This window comes from Haloferax mucosum ATCC BAA-1512 (assembly GCF_000337815.1).
Taxonomy (GTDB): Archaea; Halobacteriota; Halobacteria; order Halobacteriales; family Haloferacaceae; genus Haloferax; species Haloferax mucosum.
The window spans coordinates 228464-250126 of record NZ_AOLN01000004.1 but is presented as its reverse complement, the minus strand read 5'-3'; the positions used below and the strand labels follow the sequence as shown (position 1 = coordinate 250126).

Here is a 21663-nt window from a genome sequence, read left to right as displayed (position 1 = left end):
ACCAGTTTGTTCCACCGCCTTGGCCCGTTCACGTGTCGGTGTCGCTCTCGTGACCGTGGCGGGACCGCGGCACGTCACCTTCTCCCTAAAGGCGACTGCGGCAGGTTAGCGACCGGGCTTGTAGACGCGGCCGCGGAACGTCGCTATTCTGTCACCCGAATCGTCGGAGACGACGACTTCGTACGCCGCGGTTCGCCCGCCGAGGTGCGTCTCTTCCGCGACGGCGCGGAGCGTATCGCCGACGTCGGCGGCCGCGAGATACGAAATGTTCGTCTCCAGTGCGTACGCCGCGTCGCCATGGCTGTTGGACGCGGCGGCGAACGCGGCGTCGGCGAGCGTGTAGACGACGCCGCCGTGGGGCGTTCCGTGGAAGTTCAGGTGGTCCTCGTCTACGGTCAGTGTCGTCTCCGCGTGGCCCTCGCCGATGGCCGCGAGTTCGATACCCACGCGACCGCAGAACGGGTCGTTCGACGCGCGGTCGCGTATCTCTGCGTGCTCGTCTGCGTCTGGCATGTGAACACACATCATCGTAGGTCGCCAAGTAGGCATCGACTGTCAGGAATGATAGGTATGTAAAATTCTTTATCCGATGGGGGTGACGGTGACGGTATGGCATACAGCTACGAACCGCATTACTTCGAGGACTTCGAGGAAGGCAAAGAGTTCGAAAGCGTCGGTCGGACCGTCACCGAAGCGGACTTCATGATGCACTCGGCGCTCTCGGGCGACTGGACGGAACTCCACACGAACAGTGAGTACGCCGAGGACACTCAGTTCGGTCAGCGCATCGCCCACGGTCCGATGACGTTCGTTCAGTCCACCGGATTCGTCTACCGGTCGGGCATCGTCGAGCGGACGGCCATCGCGTTCCTCGGCATGAACTACATGGACCTGCCGAACCCCGTCTTCATCGGCGACACGCTCTCACAGACGATGACCGTCTCCGAGCGAAAGGACCTCGGAAGTCGGGACGACGCCGGACTCGTCGTTCTCGACGTGACCATGACGAAACAGGACGGAACCGTCGTCCTCGAAGGCGATATGAAGTTCCTCATCAAGACGAAGGCGGGCGCGGAATAGCGACCGTCACTGCGAGTCCAACCGGTTTCCGCGGACGTACAGGGCGTCGTCCGGCCCGCGGTCGCCGTAGTCGTCGTGGTACTCCATCAGCTGAAAGAGCGCCCCGGTCGGATTCTGCGGCGAGACGAACGCCTCGGTCCAGCCGTCTTCGACCGCGTAGCCGACGACGCGCTCACCGGCTGACTCCAGCGCCGTAACCGCGGCGTCGATATCGACCACCTCCAACGTGACGTGGTGGAGACCGGGACCGTGGTCGTCGAGAAACGCGGTGAGAAACGACTCGCCTTCGACTGGCGCGATGAGTTCGAGGCGCGACGCGTCGCCGAGGACGTACGTGGCCCACTCGAACGAGTCGTCTGGAACCGTCTCGCGGTGAACGCGTTCGCACCCGAGCGCGAGTAACGTCCGCTCTGCGTCGTCCACGTCTTCGACTGCGATTCCTACGTGGTCTACTCGCGCGGGCGGTATCCGCGCCGGGTCGTTCGCTTCGGCCATCGGTACACCTTCGTCGTTCCTAACTATTAATAGCCGAGGTAGAGACTCACGAGCATGAAGCTCGGGACCGGCCTGTTCACCTGTCAGCGACGGCCAGACGACGACCGACCGATGGCGGAGTTGTACGACGAGATGCTCACGCTCGGGCGCGCAATCGACGACTCCGGCCTCGAAAGCGCGTGGGTCTCGGAACACCACTTCATGGAGGACGGCTACCTCTCGGGAACGATGCCTGCGCTTGGAGCGCTCGCCGCGACGACCGAGAATATCGAACTCGGGACGTGTATCGCGCTCGCGCCGCTTTACGACCCGATTCGACTCGCCGAGGACACCGCGACGGTTGACCTCCTTTCGGGCGGGCGAACGACACTCGGCCTCTCAATCGGGTCGAACCCCCGCGAGTTCGACGCCTTCGACGTCCCGCGGGACGAGCGGGTTGACAGACTTGCCGATACTGTCTCGCTCGTCCGCGACGCGTGGTCTGATGGGCCAATCGAACACAAATCGCGGTTTCACGAGGGCGCAAACGGTGCCGACGTGACGCCGAAACCGGCCCACGACGTCCCGATTATGCTCGGCGGGTCGGCGAAACCTGCGGTTCGTCGGGCGGCACGAACGGCCGACGCGTGGTGTGCGCCGTCGTCGCTCTCTCTCGGCGGCCTGAAAAAACGAGTCGAGGACATCAGAAACGTCCGTGAAGAGGAGGGCCTTGACGGGGATTTCACCATCTACGTGCTCCAACACGGGTTCGTCGGCGACTCTAAAGCGGCGGCGTGGGACGCGATGAAAGACGGTTATCTCTACCTCCAGCGTCGATATGCCGAAATCTTCTCCGGCGAGAAGGTATCCGAACTCTCCGCAGAGCGGCGAGACGAACTGAAAGAACAGGCGATATTCGGCACCCCGGACGACGTCGTGGCGGAACTTGACCGCTACCGCGACGCGCTCGGCGACGACATTCACTTCATCTTCCGCACGTACCACCCCGGCATCGGCACCGACCGGATGGTGGAGTGTATCCAGCGACTCGGCGAAGAGGTCGCTCCGCGCGTCGCCTGACCTCTTCGTCTCTTTTCGGGTTTTCGGCTGACTGTCGCGCGATTCGTGTCTCTCACTTAACGCAAACCTTTAAACGTGATAGTTTTCATGTTACATGTGAACATACAAACCATGAGAGACGATAACTCATCCATTGGTGGCGGTGAGCCACGTCCGTCACGACGGCGGTTCGTACAAGCGGCGGGGCTGGCTGGCATGACCGGACTGACCGGCGTCGCAGGCTGTCTCGGAGACGCTGGCGGGGGCGGGACAAACGCCATCACGTACGGGGTCATAAGTCCGATGACTGGTCCCTATGGTGGCCTCGCGGTCGGACAGCGAAACGGAGCCGAACTTGCTATCCGCCACGTCAACGAGAACGACGACATCGACGTGGAAATCACGGGGGTCTACGAGGACACCGAAGCCGACCCATCGACCGGTCGTCGACGGGCGCAGTCGGTCGTCGAACAGGACGGCGCGTCGTATCTCATGGGTGCGATTTCGTCCAGCGTCGCGCTCGCGCTCAACGAGTTCGCCGCGGAGGAAGAAGTGTTGTACAATCCCGGCGGAGCGGCGGTTCCAATCACCGGGTCGAACTGTAACGAGTGGGTCTTCCGAGCGGAGACGAACACCGCGCAGATGGCCGAAGCCGTCTCCGACTACACCGCCGAGAACCTCGGCACGAACGTCTGGTTCCACATCGCCGACTACGCTTACGGCGAATCGGTGATGGAACGCGTCGAAACGCGTATGCGGGACGGCCACGACATCGAAGTCGTCGGTCGCAGTCGGTCACAACTCGGCTCGACCAACTACAACTCCTACGTTAGTCAAATCTCCAACTCCGACGCCGACGTCGCCGTCCTCGGCATGACCGGCGGCGACCTCATCAACTTCGTCAAGCAGGCGGCCAGTCAGGGCCTCAAAGAAAACGTCAATCTCATGTCGCCGACGATGACCTTCTCGGTCGTCCGCGGCGCGCTCGGTGAGGCGGCCTACGGAACCTACGGCGGCGTCCGCTACCTGCCGTCGCTCGAAACCGGCGACAACCAGTCGTTCGTCGAGGCCTATCAGAGCGAATACGATGCGATGCCCGACAACTTCGCGCGGGCGGCGTACATGTCGATTCGGATGACCGCCCGCGGTATCGCGGAGGCGGGTTCGACCGACCCGGCGGAAGTCAAAGACGTGCTTCCGGGCTTGGAGATGGATACGATACTCGGGCCGAACCAGTTCCGCGACTGCGACCACCAGGCGATGAACCCGGTGTGGCCGGGCGAACTCGTCGCCCCCGAGGGTGGAAGCGGGCCCGCGGCCGTCGAACTCGGCGAGATGATAGACGGCGTGGACGCGCTCCCCGACTGCGGCGAACTCGGTTGCACCCTCTAGTATGTCTGTCGCCAGCGCAGTCGCAGAGCAGGTTCTCAACGGGCTGGTCGTCGGCATGGTCTACGTCCTTCTCGCGGCGGGGCTGTCCATCATCTTCGGCGTCATGGACGTCATCAACTTCGCCCACGGCGAGTTGTTCGCCCTCGGCGCGTACTTCGCGTTCGCCATCGCCGGACCGCTCGGCGGCGCGGGCTTCTGGGTCGCCCTCGTCGTCGCACCCCTGCTCGTCGGCGTCATCGGTATGGCTATCGAACGACTCACTGTCAAGCGACTGTACGGCCGCGACCCGCTGTACCACATCCTCTTGACGTTCGGACTCGTTCTCATCATCAACGACCTCATCACGTCGGTGTGGGGCAAGTCGGCCCAGCCGTTTCCCATCCCGTCGGTGCTCGACCAACCGGTCGCGCTGTTCGGGTTCAACTACTCGCTGTATAACTACGGCATCATCATCTTCGGGTCGGCGCTCGCACTCGGGACGTGGCTCCTCCTGAACCGCACCCGCTTCGGGATGATTATCCGCGCCGGGTCGGAGGACCGCGAGATGGTCCGTAATCTCGGCATCAACATCGACCGCTACTACACGCTGACCTTCGGGTTCGGCGCGGCGCTCGCGGGCGTGGCCGGTATCGTCCTCGGTGCGTACCAGAACGTCAGCCCGACGATGGGGTCGAGCGTCATCATCCCGGCGTTCGTCATCGTCGTGCTCGGCGGTCTCGGGTCGTTCCGCGGCGCGGTCGTCGGCGGACTGTTCGTCGGACTCGTCCAGACGTTCGCCCGTACGTACACGCCGTTTTTGGAGGGTCTCATCGTCTTCCTGCTCATGATTGCCGTGCTCGTCGTCCGCCCCACGGGGCTGTTCGGAACGAGCATCGGCGGCGGCGAACACCACGACGGCGCGCTCCTCCACGGGTCCGGCGGCGGGGTGTTGTCGTCCGAAACGCGAGCGAAAATCGGCTACGCCGCCGTCGGCGTGCTCGTGGTCGTTCCCTTCTTCGCCGAGTTGACGGGCGTCACCTACTCCGTGACGCTCCTCGAAGACATCCTCATCTGGGCGCTGTTCGCGCTCAGTCTGGACCTCGTGCTCGGCTATGCGGGCCTCGTCTCGCTCGGCCACACGCTGTTCTACGGCGTCGGCGCGTACGCCTCGGTCCTGACGCTCATGCACGTCTCGCCGTCGGTGCTCGTCGCACTTCTCGTCGCTGTCGCGGTCTGTGCGGCCATCGCGTGGGGTGTCGGCTATCTCTCGATACGCGTGTCGGGGGTGTTTTTCGCCATGATTACCCTCGGATTCGCGGAGTTGTTCTACAACGCCGTGTTCAAGTTCGACTTCACTGGCGGGTCTGACGGTCTCTTCGGCGTGGACGTGTTCTACGGGCTCGCAGGTCTCGGCATCGACCCCCGGGAGTTCGAGGTCCCGCTCGGTGTCTTCACGCTCGACGGCGGTATCGTCCAGTACTACTTCCTTCTCGCGGTCGTCGTTGGGTCGTACCTGCTGGCTCGACGCCTCATTCGCGCTCCCTTCGGAACCGTCTTGCAGTCCATCCGCGAAAGCGAGGAGCGAGCGTCGTTCATCGGGTACGACGTGACGGCCTACAAGCGCCGCGCCTTCGTCGTCTCCGGCGGTCTCGCCGGGCTCGCGGGCGGGCTGTTCGCCGCCAACAACGGCTACGTCGCCCCGTCGTTCCTCCACTGGATAAACTCCGGCGAGGTCATCGTCATGACCGTTCTCGGCGGCATGGGGACGCTTTACGGGCCGATGCTCGGTGCGGGTGTCTTCGTCGCCGCGGAGGACATCCTCTCGTCGTACATTGAGCAGTGGCAACTCGTCATCGGCGTGCTGTTCGTCCTCTTCGTCATCTTCGTCCCGCGGGGACTCGTGTCGCTCCCGCAGACGGTGGCCGAACACCCGATGGTCGGTCCCGTGATTCGTGACCGAACCGGCGTCAAAGAAGCGGAGGTAGAACAACATGACTGACCCGATATTACAGACGACAGACCTCACGAAGGAGTTCGGTAACCTCGTCGCCGTTGACGACGTGAACCTCGAAGTCGAACAAGGCGAGTTCCGGAGTCTCATCGGTCCCAACGGGGCCGGGAAGACGACGACGTTCAATCTCCTCACCGGCGCGCTTCGCCCGACCCACGGGACGGTGACGTTCAACGGTGAGGACGTAACCGGCCTTCCGCCGCACCAACGCGTTCGCCGCGGCCTCGGTCGCTCGTTCCAGATCACGAACGTCTTTTCGGGGCTTACGGTCCGCGAGAACGTTCGACTCGCCGCGCAGGCCGCCCGCGAGGGCGGATTCAAACCCGTCGAAGAGTTCCTCCAGCGAGCCACCTCCTTCGACGACGTCAACGAACACACAGACCGCGTGCTCGACCGCTCTGGGTTGTTGGGCCGGGGCGACGAACCGGCGGACGTGCTCGCCTACGGCGACAAACGCCGCCTCGAAATCGCTATCGTGCTCGCAACGGACCCGGATATGGTCTTGCTCGACGAACCGACCGCGGGCATGAGCGCCGAGGAGACGCGAGCGACGATGGACCTCATCGACGAGGTGCTTTCGGACCGGACGTTACTTCTCATCGAACACGACATCGACCTCGTGATGCGCGTCTCGGACCGCATTACGGTACTCCACAGGGGGGCGGTCTTGGCCGAAGGGACGCCGGACGCCGTCTCGGAGGACCCGGACGTCCGTGAGGCGTACTTTGGGGGTGTCGAGGCGTGAGCGCCGACCCACTGCTGTCGGTTCGAGGGCTCGTCTCGGGCTACGGTTCGACTCGCGTCCTCCAGGGTGTGGACCTCGACGTTCCGGCCGGGTCGGTCGTCACGCTCATCGGTCGCAACGGCGTCGGAAAGACGACGACGCTCCGGAGCATCCTCGGGAGCGTGTCACCCGCCGCCGGGTCGGTCACGTTCGACGGGACCGACATTACCGCGCTCTCACCGGAGAAGACCGCCCGCGAAGGCATCGCGCTCGTTCCCGAAGAACGGCGTATCTTCCCGGGGTTAACCGTCACGGAGAACATCGAAATCGGCCGTCTCGGCGGCCGACGAGACACTGCCAAGCCGTCGGTCGAAGCAATCGTCGGCGAGTTCGAGAACCTCTCGCGGCACCGAAACAGCAAGGGCGCGGCCCTCTCCGGCGGCGAACAGCAGATGCTCGCAATCGCTCGCGCGCTCGTCTCCGCGCCGGACCTGTTGATGCTGGACGAACCGACCGAGGGACTCGCACCGTCTATCGTCAAGCAAGTTCAACGGAAAGTCGAGGAACTGAACGACGAGGGCGCGACGATTCTCCTCGTCGAACAGAACGTCCAAGTCGCCCTCGACATCGCCGACTACGTGTACATCCTCGACAAAGGACAGGTCGTCCACGAAGGCCCGTCCGACGAGGTTGCGGCCGCCGACGAAATCCTCGACCGCTACCTCGGCGTCTCGGTCGCCGACTAACCCGCGGTCTCGGTTCCCGTTTCGGTCGCACCACCTGGTCGTGAATAATCTTTTGTGAACGTACCGACGACATGCAGGCGATGAGTTCCAGCGACGAGGCCGACCCGACGCGACTTCCGAGACCGGAGTTGCGCCGCTTGCAGAACCGGCGGCTTCGGCGGGTGGTTCGACACGCCTACGAGAACGTCGATTTCTACCGCGAGACGTTCGACGAACACGGGTTGACGCCGGACGACATCGAGAGCGTCGAAGACCTCTCGAAGCTCCCGTTTACGACGAAAGAGGATTTCCGCGACAACTACCCGACGGGCATGTTCGCGGTCGAGATGGACGACGTGGTTCGGATTCACGCATCGTCGGGAACGACAGGTAAGCCTAAAATCGTCGGCTACACCCGCGACGACCTCGCAATCTGGCGCGACGTGATGGCCCGCGGCTTCCGCGGTGCTGGGCTGACGAGCGACGACTCACTGCAGAACGCGTACAGCTACGGTCTCTTCACCGGTGGTCTCGGCTTCCACGACGGGGCGACCGCGATGGGAATGGCGGTCGTCCCGACCGGCGGCGGCAACACCCAACGACAAGTCGAGATGCTCGCCGACCTCGAAAGCGACGCCATCTGTCTCACACCCTCCTACGCGCTTTACCTCGCAGAAGTCGCCGACGACATGGGATACGACCCGGCCGACCTCCCACTGTCGGTGATTCTCTACGGTGCGGAACCGTGTACCGAGCCGATGCGAAACGAAATCGAGACCAAATTCGACGCGCTCGCGGTCGAAAACTACGGTCTCTCGGAAATCATCGGTCCCGGTGTCGCCGTCGAATGCTCCGAACAGGCCGGAATGCACATCTGGGAAGACCACTTCTATCCCGAGGTTATCGACCCCGACACGGGCGACCCGGTCGCGGAAGGCGAGGAGGGCGAACTCGTGTTGACCACGCTAACGAAAGACGCACTCCCCGTTTTACGCTACCGGACGGGCGACCTCACGACCCTCGACTCCGAGACTTGCGAGTGCGGCCGAACCTGCGTTCGGATGGATGGCGTCACCGGGCGCGCCGACGACCTGCTCATCGTCCGCGGGGTCAACTTCTACCCGAGCGAGGTCGAATCGGTCGTCCTCGAATTCGACGAGGTCGCGCCGCACTACCGAATCGACCTCCGACGCGACGACAGCCTCGACCGACTCGACCTGACTGTCGAACTCGTCGAGGATTTCGACGGGTCGATTGCCGACCTCGAACGCCGCATTCGAAAGCGGCTCTCGGACGTACTCGGGTTCACGCCGGACGAAATCGACCTCGTTGACGCGGGTAGTATCGAACGGACCGCGGTCGGGAAAGTCCGGCGCGTCTACGACCATCGGTGATTCGGCTGGCGATGGTCCCGGTTAGCGAGACTCGTCGGACTCGGAACGCGCGTCCCTGCTGGACTCACCGAACTCGGCAGGTACCCCCGTTGGATGCACCGAACTCGGCTTCGACCGACGAAACGAACTTAACAACCGCCTGAAATAGACAACTATGGACATCGAGGAGTTCTTCGAGAGCATGCCGTTCGCGCGGTTGCTCGGCGTCGAAGTCACCGAAGCGGTAGATGGACACGCGGAAGGCTACATCGAGATGCGCGAAGAACTGTCGTGGAACGCGGACACCGTGATGGCCCACGGTGGCGTCACGTTCACTCTCGCGGACACCATCGGCGGTGCGGCGCTCGTGAGCGAGGTTGACCAACCGGTCCCCACCATCGACATGCGAATCGACTACCTGAACGCCGGGACCGGCGACCTGCGCGCCGAGGCCGACGTGGCCCGACTCGGTGGCGATGTCGGAACCGTCGATGTAGACGTGTACGCGACCGACGGCAGTCACATCGCAACCGCGAGAGGCGTGTACAAGACCGGCTAACGACTTTACGACGCGCTCTCTACCGGCCGAACCGAATCCGGCGGTATCACCATCACTACAGTAACCAACAATAATTAATAATCTCGGGTGGAACGCTACGATGTAATGGAATACAGTGGCCCGACGAGTCTCTACATCGACGGAGATTGGGTAGACGCAGAATCGGACGCGACCATCGAGACACACGACCCCGCGACGGAGGAACTGTACGCTACGGTCGCCTGTGCTGGCGAGTCGGACGTTGACGCCGCCGTCGAGGCCGCGACGGACGCCGCGGCCCGCGGCAGTGAGTGGCGAACCATGGGCCCTTCCGAGCGCGGCCAACTGCTCAACGCGATGGCCGACGCCATCGAAGACCGGAAAGACGAGATTACGCTCGTCGAATCCCACGACAACGGCAAGACGCCGTTCGAGGCCGGCATGGAAGTGCAGATGGTCATCGACACCTTCCGGTACTACGCCGGCTGGACGGACAAGGTGACGGGTGATTACAACCCGGTTCCCGGACAGCGCGTCAACTACACGACACGCGAACCGCTCGGCGTCACCGGACACATCGTCCCGTGGAACTACCCGTTCCAACTCGCGGGTCGGAGTCTCGCACCCGCGCTCGCCTGCGGCAACTCGGCGGTACTGAAACCGTCCAGTCAGACCCCGCTTTCCGCGCTCTACTACGGTCTCGCCGCGGAAGCGGCCGGCCTTCCGGACGGCGTCGTGAACGTCGTTCCCGGAACCGGGTCGGGTGCCGGGTCGGCGGTCGCCTCTCACCCCGACGTCGAACACGTCACGTTCACCGGCAGTACCGAAATCGGCAAGCGAGTCATGGCCGATGCGGCCCAGAACGTCACCGGCGTCACGCTCGAACTCGGCGGCAAAGGCCCGAACATCGTCTTCCCCGACGCGGACCTCGACGCCGCCGCGAAAGGCGTCCACTACGGCATCTTCATGAACGCCGGACAGATGTGCTGGGCCGGGTCTCGACTGCTCGTCCACGAGGACGTCGCGGGCGAACTCGTCGAGAAAATCGTCCAGCGCGCCGAATCGACACCCCTCGGCTCTGGTATCGACGACGACGGCCGTATGGGACCGGTCGTCAGCGAATCCCATCAGGCGGACATCCTCGAATACATCTCCATCGGAACCGACGAGGGAGCGACTATCGCCTGCGGCGGCGGCCGCCCCGCGGACAAAGAAGACGGCTACTTCGTCGAACCCACCGTTCTGACCGACGTGACAAACGACATGACGGTCGCACGCGAGGAAATCTTCGGCCCGGTGCTTTCTGTCATCGAGTTCGACGACCAAGACGAGGCAATCGAAATCGCCAACGACTCGCCGTACGGACTGCTCGCGGGCATCTGGACGAACGGACTCTCTCGTGCCCACCAGGTCGCGGGCGCGCTCGACTACGGGATGGTCAGCGTCAACGAGTACCCGGTGACGTTCCCACAGACGCCGTTCGGCGGCACGAAACAGAGCGGTCACGGGCGCGAACAGGGCGAAGAAGCCGTCCGTGAGTTCACCCAAGCGAAGAACATCAACCTCAACATCCACTGAGCGCGGACGCGACTCGCGGTTTCGATTTCTCGCACGACGTTGGCTTCGACTACGACGACGCCAACACCAGCACCGACGACGACGCCGACTCAGCCTTCAACTACGACGTCGAACCGACGCAGTGCCGACTACTGGCCGCGAGCGTGGGACCGTGGAAACAGTCGAAAGAAGTCGAACCGAATCGAATCGGCTCCGATGGACTGAGCCGAACGTGGACCTCGATTGTCGCGCTATTCGAACCGCTGGAACGGCTCTTGGCACTCGTTGCAGAAATGCATCGAGCGGCAGAGTCCCGGTCCTTTCGGATGCTCGCGGACGGTGTCGGTCGAACCGCAGTAGGGACACTCCGCACCCGACGTTTCGCCGGTCGTATCGGTACTTGGGTCGAAGCGGCGCATCACCGCATCACACCCCCAGTCCGAAGTCGCGGAGCGCTTCGCGGCCCGCCTCGGTTACCATGTTGACGTTCCATTCCGGCGTGAATCTCAGCCTGACAGCCGCGTCATCGACACCGGAGGCGAGAATCGCACACTTCACGTCGTTCGTGATGTAGTCGCGGGCCGGACACCCGGTGTACGTCAGGGTCATCTCGACGATACCGAGCGTCTCCGGTTCGCCGTCGTCGCCCTCCTGTTCGACGACGCGCACGTCGTAGATGAGGCCGAGGTCAACGATGCTCACCGGCATCTCGGGGTCCTCGATTTCGTAGAGGGCCTCCCAGATGTCGGCTTCGACGCCAGTGGCTCCGTCGCCGGTCTTCGGGAATGATTCGGGAGCCTCGCCGTCGGCGTAGTCGGTGTAGCCGCAGGCCGTTCCGTTCGATGCGTCGTCGGCGCTCATGTTATGCACGCTCCCGTCCGATTCGTGCCGGTTCGGGCGCTTCGAGTTCGTTGTACGTCTTCCGGAAGTCCGCGGCCAATTCGTCCCAGTGTTCGGTGTGAGTACCGTCTCGACCACGGGGGGTCGGTCGCTCCGCGTCGTCGGGGTCGGGTACGTTGAGCCCGAGCGATTCGAGGTAGGGAATGACCGTCTCCAGCCACTCCACGCGGAGGTCGTCGATAGCATCCGTCCGGAAGCCGTTCTCGACGATTTCGGCCTCGTACTCGGGCTCGCCGAACAGCGAGAGCGCGTGCGGGAACAGCCGTTCCAGCGCGTCTTGGACGTGTTCGAGGCTGTCGCCGTCGGTGAGTCTGTCGAGCCAACTCTGTGCGTTTTCGAGGTGGTAGCGCTCCTCGCTCAACGCCTTTCCGACGCGGTCTGCGAGCGGCGCGTAACTGGTGTCCACGAGGGACTCCAAGCGCAGTCGCTCGGCGCTGTCGAAGAGGTAGCACCGGACGATGACGTCTGCCCAGTCGCCCTCCTCGAACGGGAGTTCGACCAGTGTGGTGTGTTTGAACTCGTCCGCTGGGCGCTCCCAGATGAGTTCGGCTTCGGTGTGGCCGAGTTCTTCGAGCAGGTCGTACCAGAGACGAGCGTGGCCGAACTCGTCTTGGGCGATGTTCGCCAGCGCGAGGTCGGATTCGAGTGTCGGTGCGTAAATCTGCCACTCGATGAGGCGCTCGCCTTGGACGTACTCGTCGTCGGCCATGCGGAACAGCAGTTCCTCGATGGCCGCCCGTTGGGTCTCGTCGAGGTCTTCGGGAGTGAGTGATGCGGCCATCGTTAGCTGTCTGCCTCCAGCGAGTGCTCGACGTCCGCCTGCTCGGCCTCGCTTTCTGCGACTTCCGGCGCGGCGGGTTCGATGTCCGTGTACGAGGTCGCCCAGCGGTAGGTCTTGTCGGTCATCCCACCGAAACTCATCTCGTCGGCGTCGATTTCGCCGATTTCACGCTGTGGTGCGACCCACAGGCTGTGCGTCTTCATCCGTCGGCCGTGTTGAATGGCCGCGAACTGCAGTGCTAATTCGCGGTCCGGTGCGTGGACGTTGCCACAGTGTTTGTGGTAGCCGCCCGATTTCTCCTGTCTGAATACTTCCCAAATCATGGTTCTTAGTCCGCCGCCTGCGGCGTTCCGGTGTTCGATGCCTGTTCCCAGCTATCCATGGACTCGCGGACCCATTCGACCGCCGCTTGGGCGTGGGCGCGAGAGCCGATCTGTTCGTGGCTTCCTTCCGAGTCGTTCTTGGCGATCGTCCAGAACTCGTCCCAGTCGAGGTCGTCTTCGTTGACGTGGTAGGTTTCTTCGGCCTCGTCGTATTCGATACGCGGGTACTCGGGGATTTCGAGACCGTACTTTTCCGCCTTGGGGACGTAGGTGTCGAGGAAGGTGTCGCGCAGTTCGTCGTTCGATTTCGTCTTCAGACCGACCTGCTGTGCGAAGTCGTTGTGGACCGACTTGTCGTTGGTCGGGCCGAAGAACTGGATGATGCGCGGCCACCACAGTTCGAAGGCCTCCTGGGTCTTTTCTTGGGTCGCCTTCGAGCCGTTCATCAGCTCGGAGAGGATGGACTCGCCGTGTTTGACGTGGAACCCCTCCTCGAAGCACACCTTGTCCATCGCGTGCGCGTACGGCGTCCACGACGTGTTCTTGAGTGTCGCCTGCCGGTGCATCGCCGCGCCGTCCACGAAGAACGCGATCATCGGGACTTCGTGCCACGACTCCATCGGGTAGTGGAAGCAGTTAAGGAACTTCCCCTCACCGTTTGCCAGTTCGTCGAGCATCTCTTCGCGCGTCTTGATGCCGAGCGATTCAGCCGCTCGGTAGAGCAGTTGCGCGTGCCCGATTTCGTCCTGTACCTTCGCGGAGAACGCCAGCTTGCGGTCGATACTCGGTGCTTGGCGGATGAACGGCTTTTCGAGATAGCCGCCCATGACTTCGCTGTTCGCGTGGAACTGAATCATCCGCGTCGCAGCCTTGCGGTACTTCTCCGGCATGTCGTCTTTCGGAGCGAACTGCCGCGGTCCGGCTCGTTCTTTGACTGTTTCGAGGTCCATCGGTCTATGTAAAACTATCATGGATAACCACTTACGAATTGGCCCGCCTATAGACTGCCTTTTTATACACGTGTCGCGTACGAACGGACGATGATAGAGGAGTGTCTAGTCGCCGAGTTCCGCATCGACGGAGACGACTGTCCGCTCGCTCGGGCGACCGCGACCGTTCCCGTCACGGTCGATGCGACCGCGCCGCAACTCCGCGCCGACGGCAACGTACTCCTCCATTTTTCGGCGTCGCCCGACGACCGATTAGCGGCGACCCTCGACGCCGCCGACGCCATTCGCTATCTCCACGTCACCCGCGGCAACGACGCCTACACCTACCGTTGTCTCTCGAAACATCCCTGCGTCGTCCACGAACTCGTCGATGTCGGCTTTCTCGTCGAATCGATGAAGTACAACGACGGCGGCGCGACGATGCGCGGGGCGGTAGTCGGATACGATGTGCTCCGCGGCGTGATGGAGAAGGCGGGCCACACCGTCGGTATCCAACTTCAGCGCGTCTATCCGCTCCGGTCTGATGAGACGTCACCGGTCGGTAGAGCGTGGGACCTCACACCGGCGCAAGAAGAGAGCCTCCGCGTCGCGGTCGAATTAGGGTATTTCGAACTGCCGCGGAACATCACGGCCGAGGACGTGGCCGCCGAACTCGGCATCAGCAAATCCGCGTTCTTAGAGCGACTCCGCCGAGCGCAACAGTCGGTGTTCGGGACGCTGTTCGGTTGACTGCGCCTCGATAGTCTCAACGGGGTACTCTGTCCAATAGTGCCCACGGAGTGCTCCGTCTATAGCGCCGGGTGTTCGTCCAATAGTGCCCCCGGGGTTCGCCCAAGTGACTGGTCGCCCGGGAGACTATTTACCTCGCGTCCGTGTAGCGAGGGTATGCGAGTCGAAGACACGGACGGAGTCAGGACGGTGACGTTCGACCGACCCAGCGTGAAAAATGCCTTCACCGCCGATGTGGCACGTGACCTCTCGGCGACTCTCGAAGACCTCACACCCGAGACGTTCGACGCCGTCGTTTTGACCGGCGACGGCGACGCCTTCAGCGCCGGTGGCGACATTCAAGCGATGGCCGAACGCGATGAGACCGCCCGCGAGGCGTACGAGCGCGTCCGTGGGACGCTCGGGCGCGTCGCCGAAGCGATTCTCACCGCCCCTGTTCCGGTCGTCGCTCGCGTCAACGGTGACGCCGTCGGCGCTGGCACGTCGGTCGTCGCCGCCTGCGACTTCGCCTACGCGGCCCGCGGTGCGCGCTTCGGCGCGTCGTTCGTCAACGTCGGTCTCGTCCCCGACGCCGGTGGGACGGTGACACTCCCGCGACTCGTCGGTCTCCGCGCGGCGAAAGAGTTGGCGTTTACCGGGACGCTCATATCCGCCGAGCGCGCCGCGACCCTCGACCTCGTAAACGACGTCGTTGCCCCGGACGAACTCGATGCCACGGTCACCGAAACTGTCGAAACGCTTGCGTCCCGCCCGACTGAGACACTGGCGCTCGCAAAAGAGGCGATTCACGCGAACCTCGGACGCCCGTGGCGCGACGGTCTCGAACGCGAGGCGCAGGCGCAGACGCTCGCCTACGACACCGACGCGCACGACGAGGGTGTTTCGGCCTTCCTGGAGAATCGCCGTCCCGACTTCGACTGACCCACCGATTCACTGACCACTGACCCACCGACCACCGACTCAACGGCACTTCGAATTAACGACCCACGGTTCAACACAACCGCGACCCGACGGACGTTTGAGGTTCGCAGACGAAGCGGTCGTATGCGCGTCGTTTCACTGCTTCCGTCCGCAACCGAACTGCTGACCGCGCTCGGCGTTGACCCCGTCGGCATCTCCCACAGTTGCGACTATCCGCCGCACGTCACCGACCGACCGGTGCTCACGAGCACGGATATCGACTACGAAGACCAGTCGAGTAGCGATATCGACGACCAGATGCAGTCCGTACAGGGGGCGGTGTACGACCTCGACGGCGACGAACTCGAATCGCTCGACCCCGACATCGTGGTCACGCAGGCGACGTGTGACATCTGTGCCGTCGATTCGTCGGCGGTGTTCGAAACCGTCGAATCGCGGTCGCTCGATACCGACGTGCTCGCGCTCGACCCGCACTCGTTCGAAGATGTGCTCGACGACATCGTCGCAGTCGGCGCGGCCGTAGACAAGCGAGCGGAAGCCGAGGCTCTCCGCGTTGACGCGGCTGACCGCGTCGCCGACATCCGTTCTCGGGGTGGCCGTCTCGACAGGTCTGAACGCCCCCGAACAGCGGTTCTCGACTGGACCGACCCGCTCATCCGCGGCGGTCACTGGGTTCGAGATATGGTCCGTCTCGCCGGCGGCGACGAGTCATTCCAACCGGAGGGGGCGTCCGCTCCCATTCGCTGGGAGACGCTTCTCGAATACGACCCCGAACGGCTCGTCGTCGCCCCGTGTGGCTTCGACGTTGAGCGGGCGCTGGAGGCTGTTTCGGAGCTTTCTCATCACCCGATGTGGGACGACATCGCGGCGGTTCAGTCGGGGCACGTCTACGCGGTCGATGGCAACGCGCTCGTCAATCGCCCCGGACCGCGTCTCGTAGATTCACTCGCCGTCTTCGCGGACTGTATCCATCCGGATTCGAGTTCGGGTGAGCACGACCAGTGGTTCGAGCGGGTCGAAGCGCCGCTAAACGCTCGGTAACGTCGATAGAATCTGTATTCTTCCGTGGAAGCCGGTCCTGCTCTCCTCGACGCTCGATACTGAATCTCGTCTGCTTCAGTGTGTCAGTCGAGACCGAGGAACTGCTCTGCGTTCTCCCAGAGAACCTTCCGTTTCACTTCGTCGGAGGCGTCGAAGTGGTCGTCGAACGACTCGAACCAGCGGCCGGGTCGAATCATCGGGTAGTCGGTTCCGAACATCACCTTGTCTTGGAGGACCGTCTTCGCGTAATGGAGCACTTGCTCGTCGATGTACTTGGGAAGCCACCCCGAGAGGTCCATGTAGACGTTCCCCTTCTGCTGACAGATGGCGAGTTGTTCTTGTTCCCACGGGAACGCCGGGTGAGCGATGAGAATCTTGAGGTTCGGATGCTCCGCCGCCACGTCGTCGATGAGCATCGGGTTGCCGTACTTGATTTTCAGGCCGCGGCCGCCCGGCGAGCACGCTCCGAGCGTCGAGTTCCCGCCGTGGAAGACGACTGGCACGCCGAGGTCTTCGATGGTGTCGAACAGTTTCGTGTGTTCGTCGTCGCTCGGGTCGAAACCCTGTGCGATCTGTTGGAACTTGAACCCCGACAGCCCGAGGTCTTCGACACAGCGAATCGCCTCTTCGACACAGTCGTCTTTCAGCGGGTCAACGCTCCCGAATCCGACGAAGAAATCCGGGTACTCGTCGCGGACTTCGGCGACGTAGTCGTTCGGAACCGGAGGATTCCCCGTGTTCGTCTCGGCATCCCACCCGAGGAGAATCGCTTTGGCGATGCCGTGTTCGTGGTACTCCTCTATCATCTCCTCGTAGTCCCACGTCTCCATCTCCGCGCCGAATCTGTTCGCCGCGTCTTTCATCATCTCGCCGCCGGCGTCTTCGAGGAACTCCGCCGTCGGCTGGTGTGCGTGCGTGTCGATAATGCGCGGCTCGTCGAGCGAATCCCTCACGGTCATCAATGTACGACGTGTGCCAGACGATAAAAATCGAACGGACGACCCTTACGAGTCGCTTCCGGTGACGATAGCGGAGAGTCGCTGTCGGTCGAATAGTTGCTCGTCGGCCGGAATATCGGGATACGATGATTCGCTTCCGTCGCCGGGCCACTCGCCGAACGCGTCGGGGTAGAGCTGTTTCGCGGTCATCTCAAGTTGGAAGAAGGTCGTAAGCGGCCCTTGGAACGGCAAGCCGGAGCTGTACACGCGGTCGTTTTGGACCGCCGTCAGCTCACTGCCGACCGGGTGGGACGCCAGCGTCTCGCGGACCGTGGCGACATCGTAGAACCCTCCGACACCGAAGTTGTGCAGGATGACGTCGGGGTCGAGTTCCAACATCGCTTCGTGACCGATTTCGCCGTCGGCGGTTTCGTCGTACGTCTGGTCGTTGTCCACGAAGACGTCGTGTGCGCCGAGCGGCCGGATGTGTGCCTTTGCGAACCCCGGGCTGTTTATCTCGTACGGGCGGAACGCGCCGTCTCGGTAGACGACGAGCCCGACGGTTGGCCTGTCTGCTTCCGGCGGCAAGTCGCTCTCGATAGTCTCGGTTAGCGTCTCGTACTCGTCGTGGAGTGCTCGGTACCGCGCTCGTTCTTGGAACACCGTCGCAATCTTCTCGGAGAGTTCCCAGAGCGTGTAGAACTGGTAGCCGTCGCGGCATTCCTCGGGTGGTTGCGCCTGCTCGCGGCTGTATCGGTTTCCGACCCACGGGCCGATGTTCTCCCGAACTTCTTTTATGTCGGTGGCGTCCCAGCCCTCCGCGAACGACATCAGCCAGCAGGGGTCTTGGAGGTGCACGTCGGCGTCGATTTCGTAGAACAGTTCTTTGTCCACACCGCCGTCCCACACCTGTTTGACGCGCTCGATGTCGAAATTCGCGCCGTCGATGGCGTCGTAGTAGTAGTTCAGTGCTGTGCCGTAGCCGTCGGGAGCGCCGAGTGATGCGATTGCGTCGCCGTGCCCGAAGGCGACAGCCATGTCCGCGTAGTGGGGGCTGTACGCGTACGCGGTTTCGGGGACGGACGCAAACGAAACTTCGCCCACCGGTGACATCGTGACCGAGAACGAATCCGCTTCGGCGGTCGTCGTCTGCGTCGTCGTTTCGGTCTGCGTTTCCGTCGCTGTCTCTGCCGCTGTCGTCGTAGTTGGTGCGTCGCCCGCGCCGCCATTGCTCAGGCAACCGGCGAACAGGCCACTGCTCACCAGCGCACCGCTGTACGCCAGATAGTCACGTCGTGTCGGACCGCTTTCCGCCTCGCTGTCACGTGCCATGTTTTAGGCTAGCCTAAATACCCTAAAGAAGTTCCGAAATTTAGGCCAGACTAAAACATCTCCGGTCGTGTTATATCCGCGATTGTAGGTTCACAGAAAAAGTACGGGGAAGCGGTTTCGTAGTTACTCGTTCGGCTTGACGAGAATCTTGACGTGCTCGCTTTCGGGGTCGAGCAGTTGTTCGAAGCCGTCTTCGACGAGTGCTTCGAGACTGATTCGGTCGGTGACGAGCGGTTCGGGGTCGAGGCGGCCGTCGGCGAGCATGTCGATGACTCGGCCGAACTCTTCTTCTGACCGCGGCCCGGCGAGGTACGCGAGCGACCCGGTGACCGTGCGCTCGCCGAGGACGAGTTGGTTCACGTCGGTCCGTATCTCCGCTTCGGAGGTGCTCACGACGGTCGCGGTCCCGCCCCGTTTCGTGCTCTGCACCGCGGCGTTGAACGAGGCTTCGACGCCGGCGACTTCGAACGTTACGTCGGCACCGCCGTCGGTCTGTGTTGTGACGTATTCGACAGCGTCCGTACTCGACGGGTCGATGACTTCGTTCGCGCCGCAAGCGATTGCACGCTCGCGTCGCGCTTGCCGCGGCTCGGAAACGTAAATTCGCCCTGCACCCGCCGCTCGGGCACACTGAATCACCGCAAGCCCGATGGGACCGCTTCCGAAAACGGCGACTGAATCGCCTGCTTGCACTTCGGACCGACGAACCGCGTGGAGTCCGACGCTGAGCGGCTCGACCAGCGCGCCGTGTTCGATTGGAACGTCGTCACCGAGCGGGACGACGTGCTGTGTGTCTACGACGACCGATTCGGCGAACCCACCGTCGCCGCCCGACAGACCGATGAAGCCGACCGCCTCGCAGGTGTGATACTCCCCTGCCCGACAGTACCGACAGTTACCACAGCTGAGAACTGGGTTGACGACGACCGCATCGCCGACCTCGAGGTCCACGACTTCCGTCCCGACTTCTGTGACCGTTCCGCTGAACTCGTGGCCCATTCGTACCGGTGCCGTCTCTTGTGAGAGTGGATGCGGCGTCTCGCTCGGAACTGAAATCGGCCCGGCCGCGTACTCGTGGAGGTCGGAACCGCAGATACCGCAGGCATCGACTTCGATACGAACCGCCGTTTCGCCGACTGCCCGCGTTTCGATGTCTTCGATACGAACGTCCTTTTGGCCGTAGTAGTGTGCCGCTTGCATGATGTTTTCCGGTCTGACTCTCTATGACTTTCTTATCAAGCTTGAAAATTAGCATTGTCACGAACAAGTCCGGTTCCAGTAGCTATTTATATCTCATCTGGCCATCAATTTGGCTGATTTCACGTGACGTCCGCCGTGAACTTGGCACCGAACGTCCGAAGCGCATCCTCGAAGAACGCCGGATTGTCGAGGTTCGACGCGTGACCTGCTCCGGGAACCTCGCGGACGGTAACGGTCGGAATTTCGCGTTTCAATTTCTCCGCGTGGTGCTTTATGAACGGCAGTTCGTGTTCGCCGTAGAGAACCAACGTCGGAACCGAAATCGCCGCGAGGACGACCTCGGTTTCGTGGAACGCCGCGATGGCACGGAGTACCTTCGCAAACTCGTCGGTTCGCATCTTCGGGACGTCCTCCCGGAGTTCCGCAACCCGCTCGTAGTCGCCGCCCGCTTTCGTCCTCGACAGCCGTTCCTGTATCCACACCATGACTCTCTCGACGCGCTCGTAGCCGACGAGTCGAACCGGCGGAATCGCCGCTCGAAGTAGCACCGACCGTTGGAGCCATTCGCGCCGGTCGAACACCTCCGGTGTGAAGGTATCCGCGAGTACCAACCCGGAGAGTCCGTCGGAGTTGGCCGCCGCGTACACCTGCGCGATACAGCCACCGGTCGAGAGACCACAGATAATCGGCTTTTCGAGAGCTAAAGCCGTAATCAACGCGCCGAGGTCGTCGGCGAGCAGGTCGAGCGAGTACGCTTTCCGGGCTGACCCGCCGGTCCGGCCATGTCCGCGGACGTCGTAGGTGATGGTCGTGTACTCGTCTTCGAGCGCGCTTGCTTGGTCGTCCCACTGCGTGTGGTCGAGAACCGCGGCGTGGACGAACACGACTGGCGGCCCGACGCCGCGCCGCTCGTAGTACGTGTCGATGTCGCCCGTGCGAATAAATGGCATATGTTCTATTCGCTCGGAGTCGAGATGAATCCGCGCTGTTGTGTTTTTTGTTTGACTTGATGGGTCGCAGTACTGCCATTTATCCGTGTCCGCCAGAGAATAGAAGCATGACGATTGAAACTGGTGACTCTGTCTCACTCGAATACATCGGTCAACTGACTGACGGCACGATTTTTGACACGTCGCGGCAGGACGTCGCCGAGGATGAGGGTCTCGCGCAGTCGCAACCGGACCGCGATTACGAACCGCTCGCCGTCGAAGTCGGTGCCGGAACGGTCATCGAAGGACTCGACGAGGCGCTCGTCGGCATGGAAGTCGGCGACGAAGAGCGAATCGAGATTCCGCCGGAGAAGGCCTACGGCGAACCGCGCGACGACCTCGTACAGGAACACGACTTCGACGAACTCCGCGAGGTTCTCGGCGACGACCCGGAAGCCGGGATGTACGTCCAGACCCAACAGGGCGGTCTCGGCGAAATCATCCACGTCGACGACGACGTCGTTCGTATCGACTTCAACCACGAACTCGCCGGCGAAACGCTGGTGTTTGACGTCGAAATCCTCGACGCGAACTAATCGCCGACTGACTCTGGACTTATTTTAGACCCTACGGCGAACCGACAGAGCCATCGGAATCGATAGCCGGGTATTCCTCGCCAACGTTCGACGAGAATTATCTTTATGTGT

Annotated in this window: 24 protein-coding genes; 13 read left to right on the top strand and 11 right to left on the bottom strand. The window is 62.7% G+C overall.

Going from position 1 to position 21663, the window contains the following annotated elements:
* Positions 1-105: 105 nt before the first annotated feature.
* Positions 106-513, bottom strand: coding sequence for a hydroxyphenylacetyl-CoA thioesterase PaaI (gene paaI / locus C440_RS02840; protein WP_008318064.1), 408 nt, complete (start codon positions 511-513; stop codon positions 106-108).
* A gap of 96 nt (positions 514-609) precedes the next feature.
* On the opposite strand from paaI, the gene C440_RS02835 reads away from it, so the two are divergent.
* The gene (locus tag C440_RS02835; RefSeq protein ID WP_008318062.1) at positions 610-1080 is read left to right on the top strand and encodes a MaoC/PaaZ C-terminal domain-containing protein; all 471 of its coding nucleotides are present in this window, start codon (positions 610-612) and stop codon (positions 1078-1080) included.
* Positions 1081-1086: 6 nt separating this feature from the next.
* On the opposite strand, the gene C440_RS02830 is transcribed toward C440_RS02835, so the two are convergent.
* Positions 1087-1575, bottom strand: a complete 489-nt coding sequence (locus tag C440_RS02830) for a VOC family protein (RefSeq protein ID WP_008318060.1) — start codon at positions 1573-1575, stop codon at positions 1087-1089.
* A 54-nt stretch (positions 1576-1629) separates the two neighbouring features.
* Between C440_RS02830 and C440_RS02825 the strand changes: the two genes are divergently transcribed.
* From C440_RS02825 to C440_RS02790, 8 genes are all read left to right on the top strand, one after another.
* Positions 1630-2634, top strand: coding sequence for an LLM class flavin-dependent oxidoreductase (locus C440_RS02825; protein ID WP_008318059.1), 1005 nt, complete (start codon positions 1630-1632; stop codon positions 2632-2634).
* Between the two features lie 186 nt (positions 2635-2820).
* On the top strand, positions 2821-4005 hold the full coding sequence (locus tag C440_RS02820; RefSeq protein WP_083893980.1) for an ABC transporter substrate-binding protein: 1185 nt from the start codon (positions 2821-2823) through the stop codon (positions 4003-4005).
* A 1-nt stretch (position 4006) separates the two neighbouring features.
* Positions 4007-5983: an ABC transporter permease gene (locus C440_RS02815; protein ID WP_008318056.1), complete on the top strand. Its 1977-nt coding sequence runs from the start codon at positions 4007-4009 to the stop codon at positions 5981-5983.
* On the top strand, positions 5976-6740 hold the full coding sequence (locus C440_RS02810) for an ABC transporter ATP-binding protein (protein ID WP_008318054.1): 765 nt from the start codon (positions 5976-5978) through the stop codon (positions 6738-6740). The genes C440_RS02815 and C440_RS02810 overlap by 8 nt, the downstream gene beginning before the upstream one ends.
* Entirely contained in the window at positions 6737-7465 is a 729-nt protein-coding gene (locus C440_RS02805) for an ABC transporter ATP-binding protein (RefSeq protein ID WP_008318052.1), read from the top strand. The genes C440_RS02810 and C440_RS02805 overlap by 4 nt, the downstream gene beginning before the upstream one ends.
* A gap of 80 nt (positions 7466-7545) precedes the next feature.
* Positions 7546-8838, top strand: coding sequence for a phenylacetate--CoA ligase PaaK (paaK, locus tag C440_RS02800; protein ID WP_049915197.1), 1293 nt, complete (start codon positions 7546-7548; stop codon positions 8836-8838).
* A gap of 154 nt (positions 8839-8992) precedes the next feature.
* Positions 8993-9376 (top strand): PaaI family thioesterase, encoded by a 384-nt coding sequence (locus C440_RS02795; RefSeq protein WP_008318049.1) that lies wholly within the window; start codon positions 8993-8995, stop codon positions 9374-9376.
* Positions 9377-9481: 105 nt separating this feature from the next.
* Positions 9482-10933, top strand: a complete 1452-nt coding sequence (locus C440_RS02790) for an aldehyde dehydrogenase family protein (RefSeq protein ID WP_008318047.1) — start codon at positions 9482-9484, stop codon at positions 10931-10933.
* A gap of 230 nt (positions 10934-11163) precedes the next feature.
* On the opposite strand, the gene paaE is transcribed toward C440_RS02790, so the two are convergent.
* From paaE to paaA, 5 genes are read right to left on the bottom strand one after another with little or no spacing between them, the layout of a single operon-like run.
* Entirely contained in the window at positions 11164-11331 is a 168-nt protein-coding gene (gene paaE, locus C440_RS17625; RefSeq protein ID WP_008318045.1) for a 1,2-phenylacetyl-CoA epoxidase subunit PaaE, read from the bottom strand.
* A 7-nt stretch (positions 11332-11338) separates the two neighbouring features.
* Positions 11339-11782 (bottom strand): 1,2-phenylacetyl-CoA epoxidase subunit PaaD, encoded by a 444-nt coding sequence (paaD, locus tag C440_RS02785; protein WP_193788385.1) that lies wholly within the window; start codon positions 11780-11782, stop codon positions 11339-11341.
* Positions 11775-12593 (bottom strand): 1,2-phenylacetyl-CoA epoxidase subunit PaaC, encoded by an 819-nt coding sequence (paaC, locus tag C440_RS02780; RefSeq protein ID WP_008318042.1) that lies wholly within the window; start codon positions 12591-12593, stop codon positions 11775-11777. Before paaC ends, paaD begins: the two co-directional genes overlap by 8 nt.
* Positions 12594-12595: 2 nt before the next feature.
* The gene (gene paaB, locus C440_RS02775) at positions 12596-12916 is read right to left on the bottom strand and encodes a 1,2-phenylacetyl-CoA epoxidase subunit PaaB (protein ID WP_008318040.1); all 321 of its coding nucleotides are present in this window, start codon (positions 12914-12916) and stop codon (positions 12596-12598) included.
* A 5-nt stretch (positions 12917-12921) separates the two neighbouring features.
* A complete protein-coding gene (gene paaA / locus C440_RS02770) occupies positions 12922-13866 on the bottom strand; it encodes a 1,2-phenylacetyl-CoA epoxidase subunit PaaA (RefSeq protein ID WP_008318038.1) in 945 nt (314 codons plus the stop codon).
* Between the two features lie 90 nt (positions 13867-13956).
* On the opposite strand from paaA, the gene C440_RS02765 reads away from it, so the two are divergent.
* The 3 genes from C440_RS02765 (at position 13957) to C440_RS02755 (ending at position 16557) form a co-directional block, all read left to right on the top strand.
* A complete protein-coding gene (locus C440_RS02765) occupies positions 13957-14595 on the top strand; it encodes a helix-turn-helix domain-containing protein (protein ID WP_008318037.1) in 639 nt (212 codons plus the stop codon).
* 156 nt (positions 14596-14751) lie between these two features.
* The gene (locus tag C440_RS02760) at positions 14752-15516 is read left to right on the top strand and encodes an enoyl-CoA hydratase/isomerase family protein (RefSeq protein ID WP_008318036.1); all 765 of its coding nucleotides are present in this window, start codon (positions 14752-14754) and stop codon (positions 15514-15516) included.
* Between the two features lie 123 nt (positions 15517-15639).
* Entirely contained in the window at positions 15640-16557 is a 918-nt protein-coding gene (locus C440_RS02755; RefSeq protein WP_008318035.1) for an ABC transporter substrate-binding protein, read from the top strand.
* 83 nt (positions 16558-16640) lie between these two features.
* On the opposite strand, the gene C440_RS02750 is transcribed toward C440_RS02755, so the two are convergent.
* The 4 genes from C440_RS02750 to C440_RS02735 form a co-directional block, all read right to left on the bottom strand.
* Positions 16641-17516 carry an amidohydrolase family protein gene (locus C440_RS02750; RefSeq protein WP_008318034.1) on the bottom strand — a complete coding sequence of 292 codons (876 nt, stop codon included), beginning with the start codon at positions 17514-17516 and terminating at the stop codon, positions 16641-16643.
* A gap of 45 nt (positions 17517-17561) precedes the next feature.
* Positions 17562-18827 carry an ABC transporter substrate-binding protein gene (locus C440_RS02745; protein ID WP_008318033.1) on the bottom strand — a complete coding sequence of 422 codons (1266 nt, stop codon included), beginning with the start codon at positions 18825-18827 and terminating at the stop codon, positions 17562-17564.
* Positions 18828-18950: 123 nt separating this feature from the next.
* Complete coding sequence (locus C440_RS02740) at positions 18951-20027, bottom strand: 2,3-butanediol dehydrogenase (RefSeq protein WP_008318032.1); 1077 nt, start codon at positions 20025-20027, stop codon at positions 18951-18953.
* A 119-nt stretch (positions 20028-20146) separates the two neighbouring features.
* A complete protein-coding gene (locus C440_RS02735; protein ID WP_008318031.1) occupies positions 20147-20977 on the bottom strand; it encodes an alpha/beta fold hydrolase in 831 nt (276 codons plus the stop codon).
* Positions 20978-21084: 107 nt separating this feature from the next.
* Between C440_RS02735 and C440_RS02730 the strand changes: the two genes are divergently transcribed.
* On the top strand, positions 21085-21552 hold the full coding sequence (locus C440_RS02730) for an FKBP-type peptidyl-prolyl cis-trans isomerase (RefSeq protein WP_008318030.1): 468 nt from the start codon (positions 21085-21087) through the stop codon (positions 21550-21552).
* Positions 21553-21663: the final 111 nt, after the last annotated feature.

Excerpts from the sequence above, each read along its gene's own strand:
- paaI (WP_008318064.1), bottom strand. The coding sequence starts at position 513 with ATGCCAGACGCAGACGAGCACGCAGAGATACGCGACCGCGCGTCGAAC.
- C440_RS02835 (WP_008318062.1), top strand. The coding sequence starts at position 610 with ATGGCATACAGCTACGAACCGCATTACTTCGAGGACTTCGAGGAAGGC.
- C440_RS02830 (WP_008318060.1), bottom strand. The coding sequence starts at position 1,575 with ATGGCCGAAGCGAACGACCCGGCGCGGATACCGCCCGCGCGAGTAGAC.
- C440_RS02825 (WP_008318059.1), top strand. The coding sequence starts at position 1,630 with ATGAAGCTCGGGACCGGCCTGTTCACCTGTCAGCGACGGCCAGACGAC.
- C440_RS02815 (WP_008318056.1), top strand. The coding sequence starts at position 4,007 with ATGTCTGTCGCCAGCGCAGTCGCAGAGCAGGTTCTCAACGGGCTGGTC.
- C440_RS02810 (WP_008318054.1), top strand. The coding sequence starts at position 5,976 with ATGACTGACCCGATATTACAGACGACAGACCTCACGAAGGAGTTCGGT.
- paaK (WP_049915197.1), top strand. The coding sequence starts at position 7,546 with ATGAGTTCCAGCGACGAGGCCGACCCGACGCGACTTCCGAGACCGGAG.
- C440_RS02795 (WP_008318049.1), top strand. The coding sequence starts at position 8,993 with ATGGACATCGAGGAGTTCTTCGAGAGCATGCCGTTCGCGCGGTTGCTC.
- C440_RS02790 (WP_008318047.1), top strand. The coding sequence starts at position 9,482 with ATGGAATACAGTGGCCCGACGAGTCTCTACATCGACGGAGATTGGGTA.
- paaE (WP_008318045.1), bottom strand. The coding sequence starts at position 11,331 with ATGCGCCGCTTCGACCCAAGTACCGATACGACCGGCGAAACGTCGGGT.
- paaC (WP_008318042.1), bottom strand. The coding sequence starts at position 12,593 with ATGGCCGCATCACTCACTCCCGAAGACCTCGACGAGACCCAACGGGCG.
- paaB (WP_008318040.1), bottom strand. The coding sequence starts at position 12,916 with ATGATTTGGGAAGTATTCAGACAGGAGAAATCGGGCGGCTACCACAAA.
- paaA (WP_008318038.1), bottom strand. The coding sequence starts at position 13,866 with ATGGACCTCGAAACAGTCAAAGAACGAGCCGGACCGCGGCAGTTCGCT.
- C440_RS02765 (WP_008318037.1), top strand. The coding sequence starts at position 13,957 with ATGATAGAGGAGTGTCTAGTCGCCGAGTTCCGCATCGACGGAGACGAC.
- C440_RS02760 (WP_008318036.1), top strand. The coding sequence starts at position 14,752 with ATGCGAGTCGAAGACACGGACGGAGTCAGGACGGTGACGTTCGACCGA.
- C440_RS02755 (WP_008318035.1), top strand. The coding sequence starts at position 15,640 with ATGCGCGTCGTTTCACTGCTTCCGTCCGCAACCGAACTGCTGACCGCG.
- C440_RS02750 (WP_008318034.1), bottom strand. The coding sequence starts at position 17,516 with ATGACCGTGAGGGATTCGCTCGACGAGCCGCGCATTATCGACACGCAC.
- C440_RS02745 (WP_008318033.1), bottom strand. The coding sequence starts at position 18,827 with ATGGCACGTGACAGCGAGGCGGAAAGCGGTCCGACACGACGTGACTAT.
- C440_RS02740 (WP_008318032.1), bottom strand. The coding sequence starts at position 20,027 with ATGCAAGCGGCACACTACTACGGCCAAAAGGACGTTCGTATCGAAGAC.
- C440_RS02735 (WP_008318031.1), bottom strand. The coding sequence starts at position 20,977 with ATGCCATTTATTCGCACGGGCGACATCGACACGTACTACGAGCGGCGC.
- C440_RS02730 (WP_008318030.1), top strand. The coding sequence starts at position 21,085 with ATGACGATTGAAACTGGTGACTCTGTCTCACTCGAATACATCGGTCAA.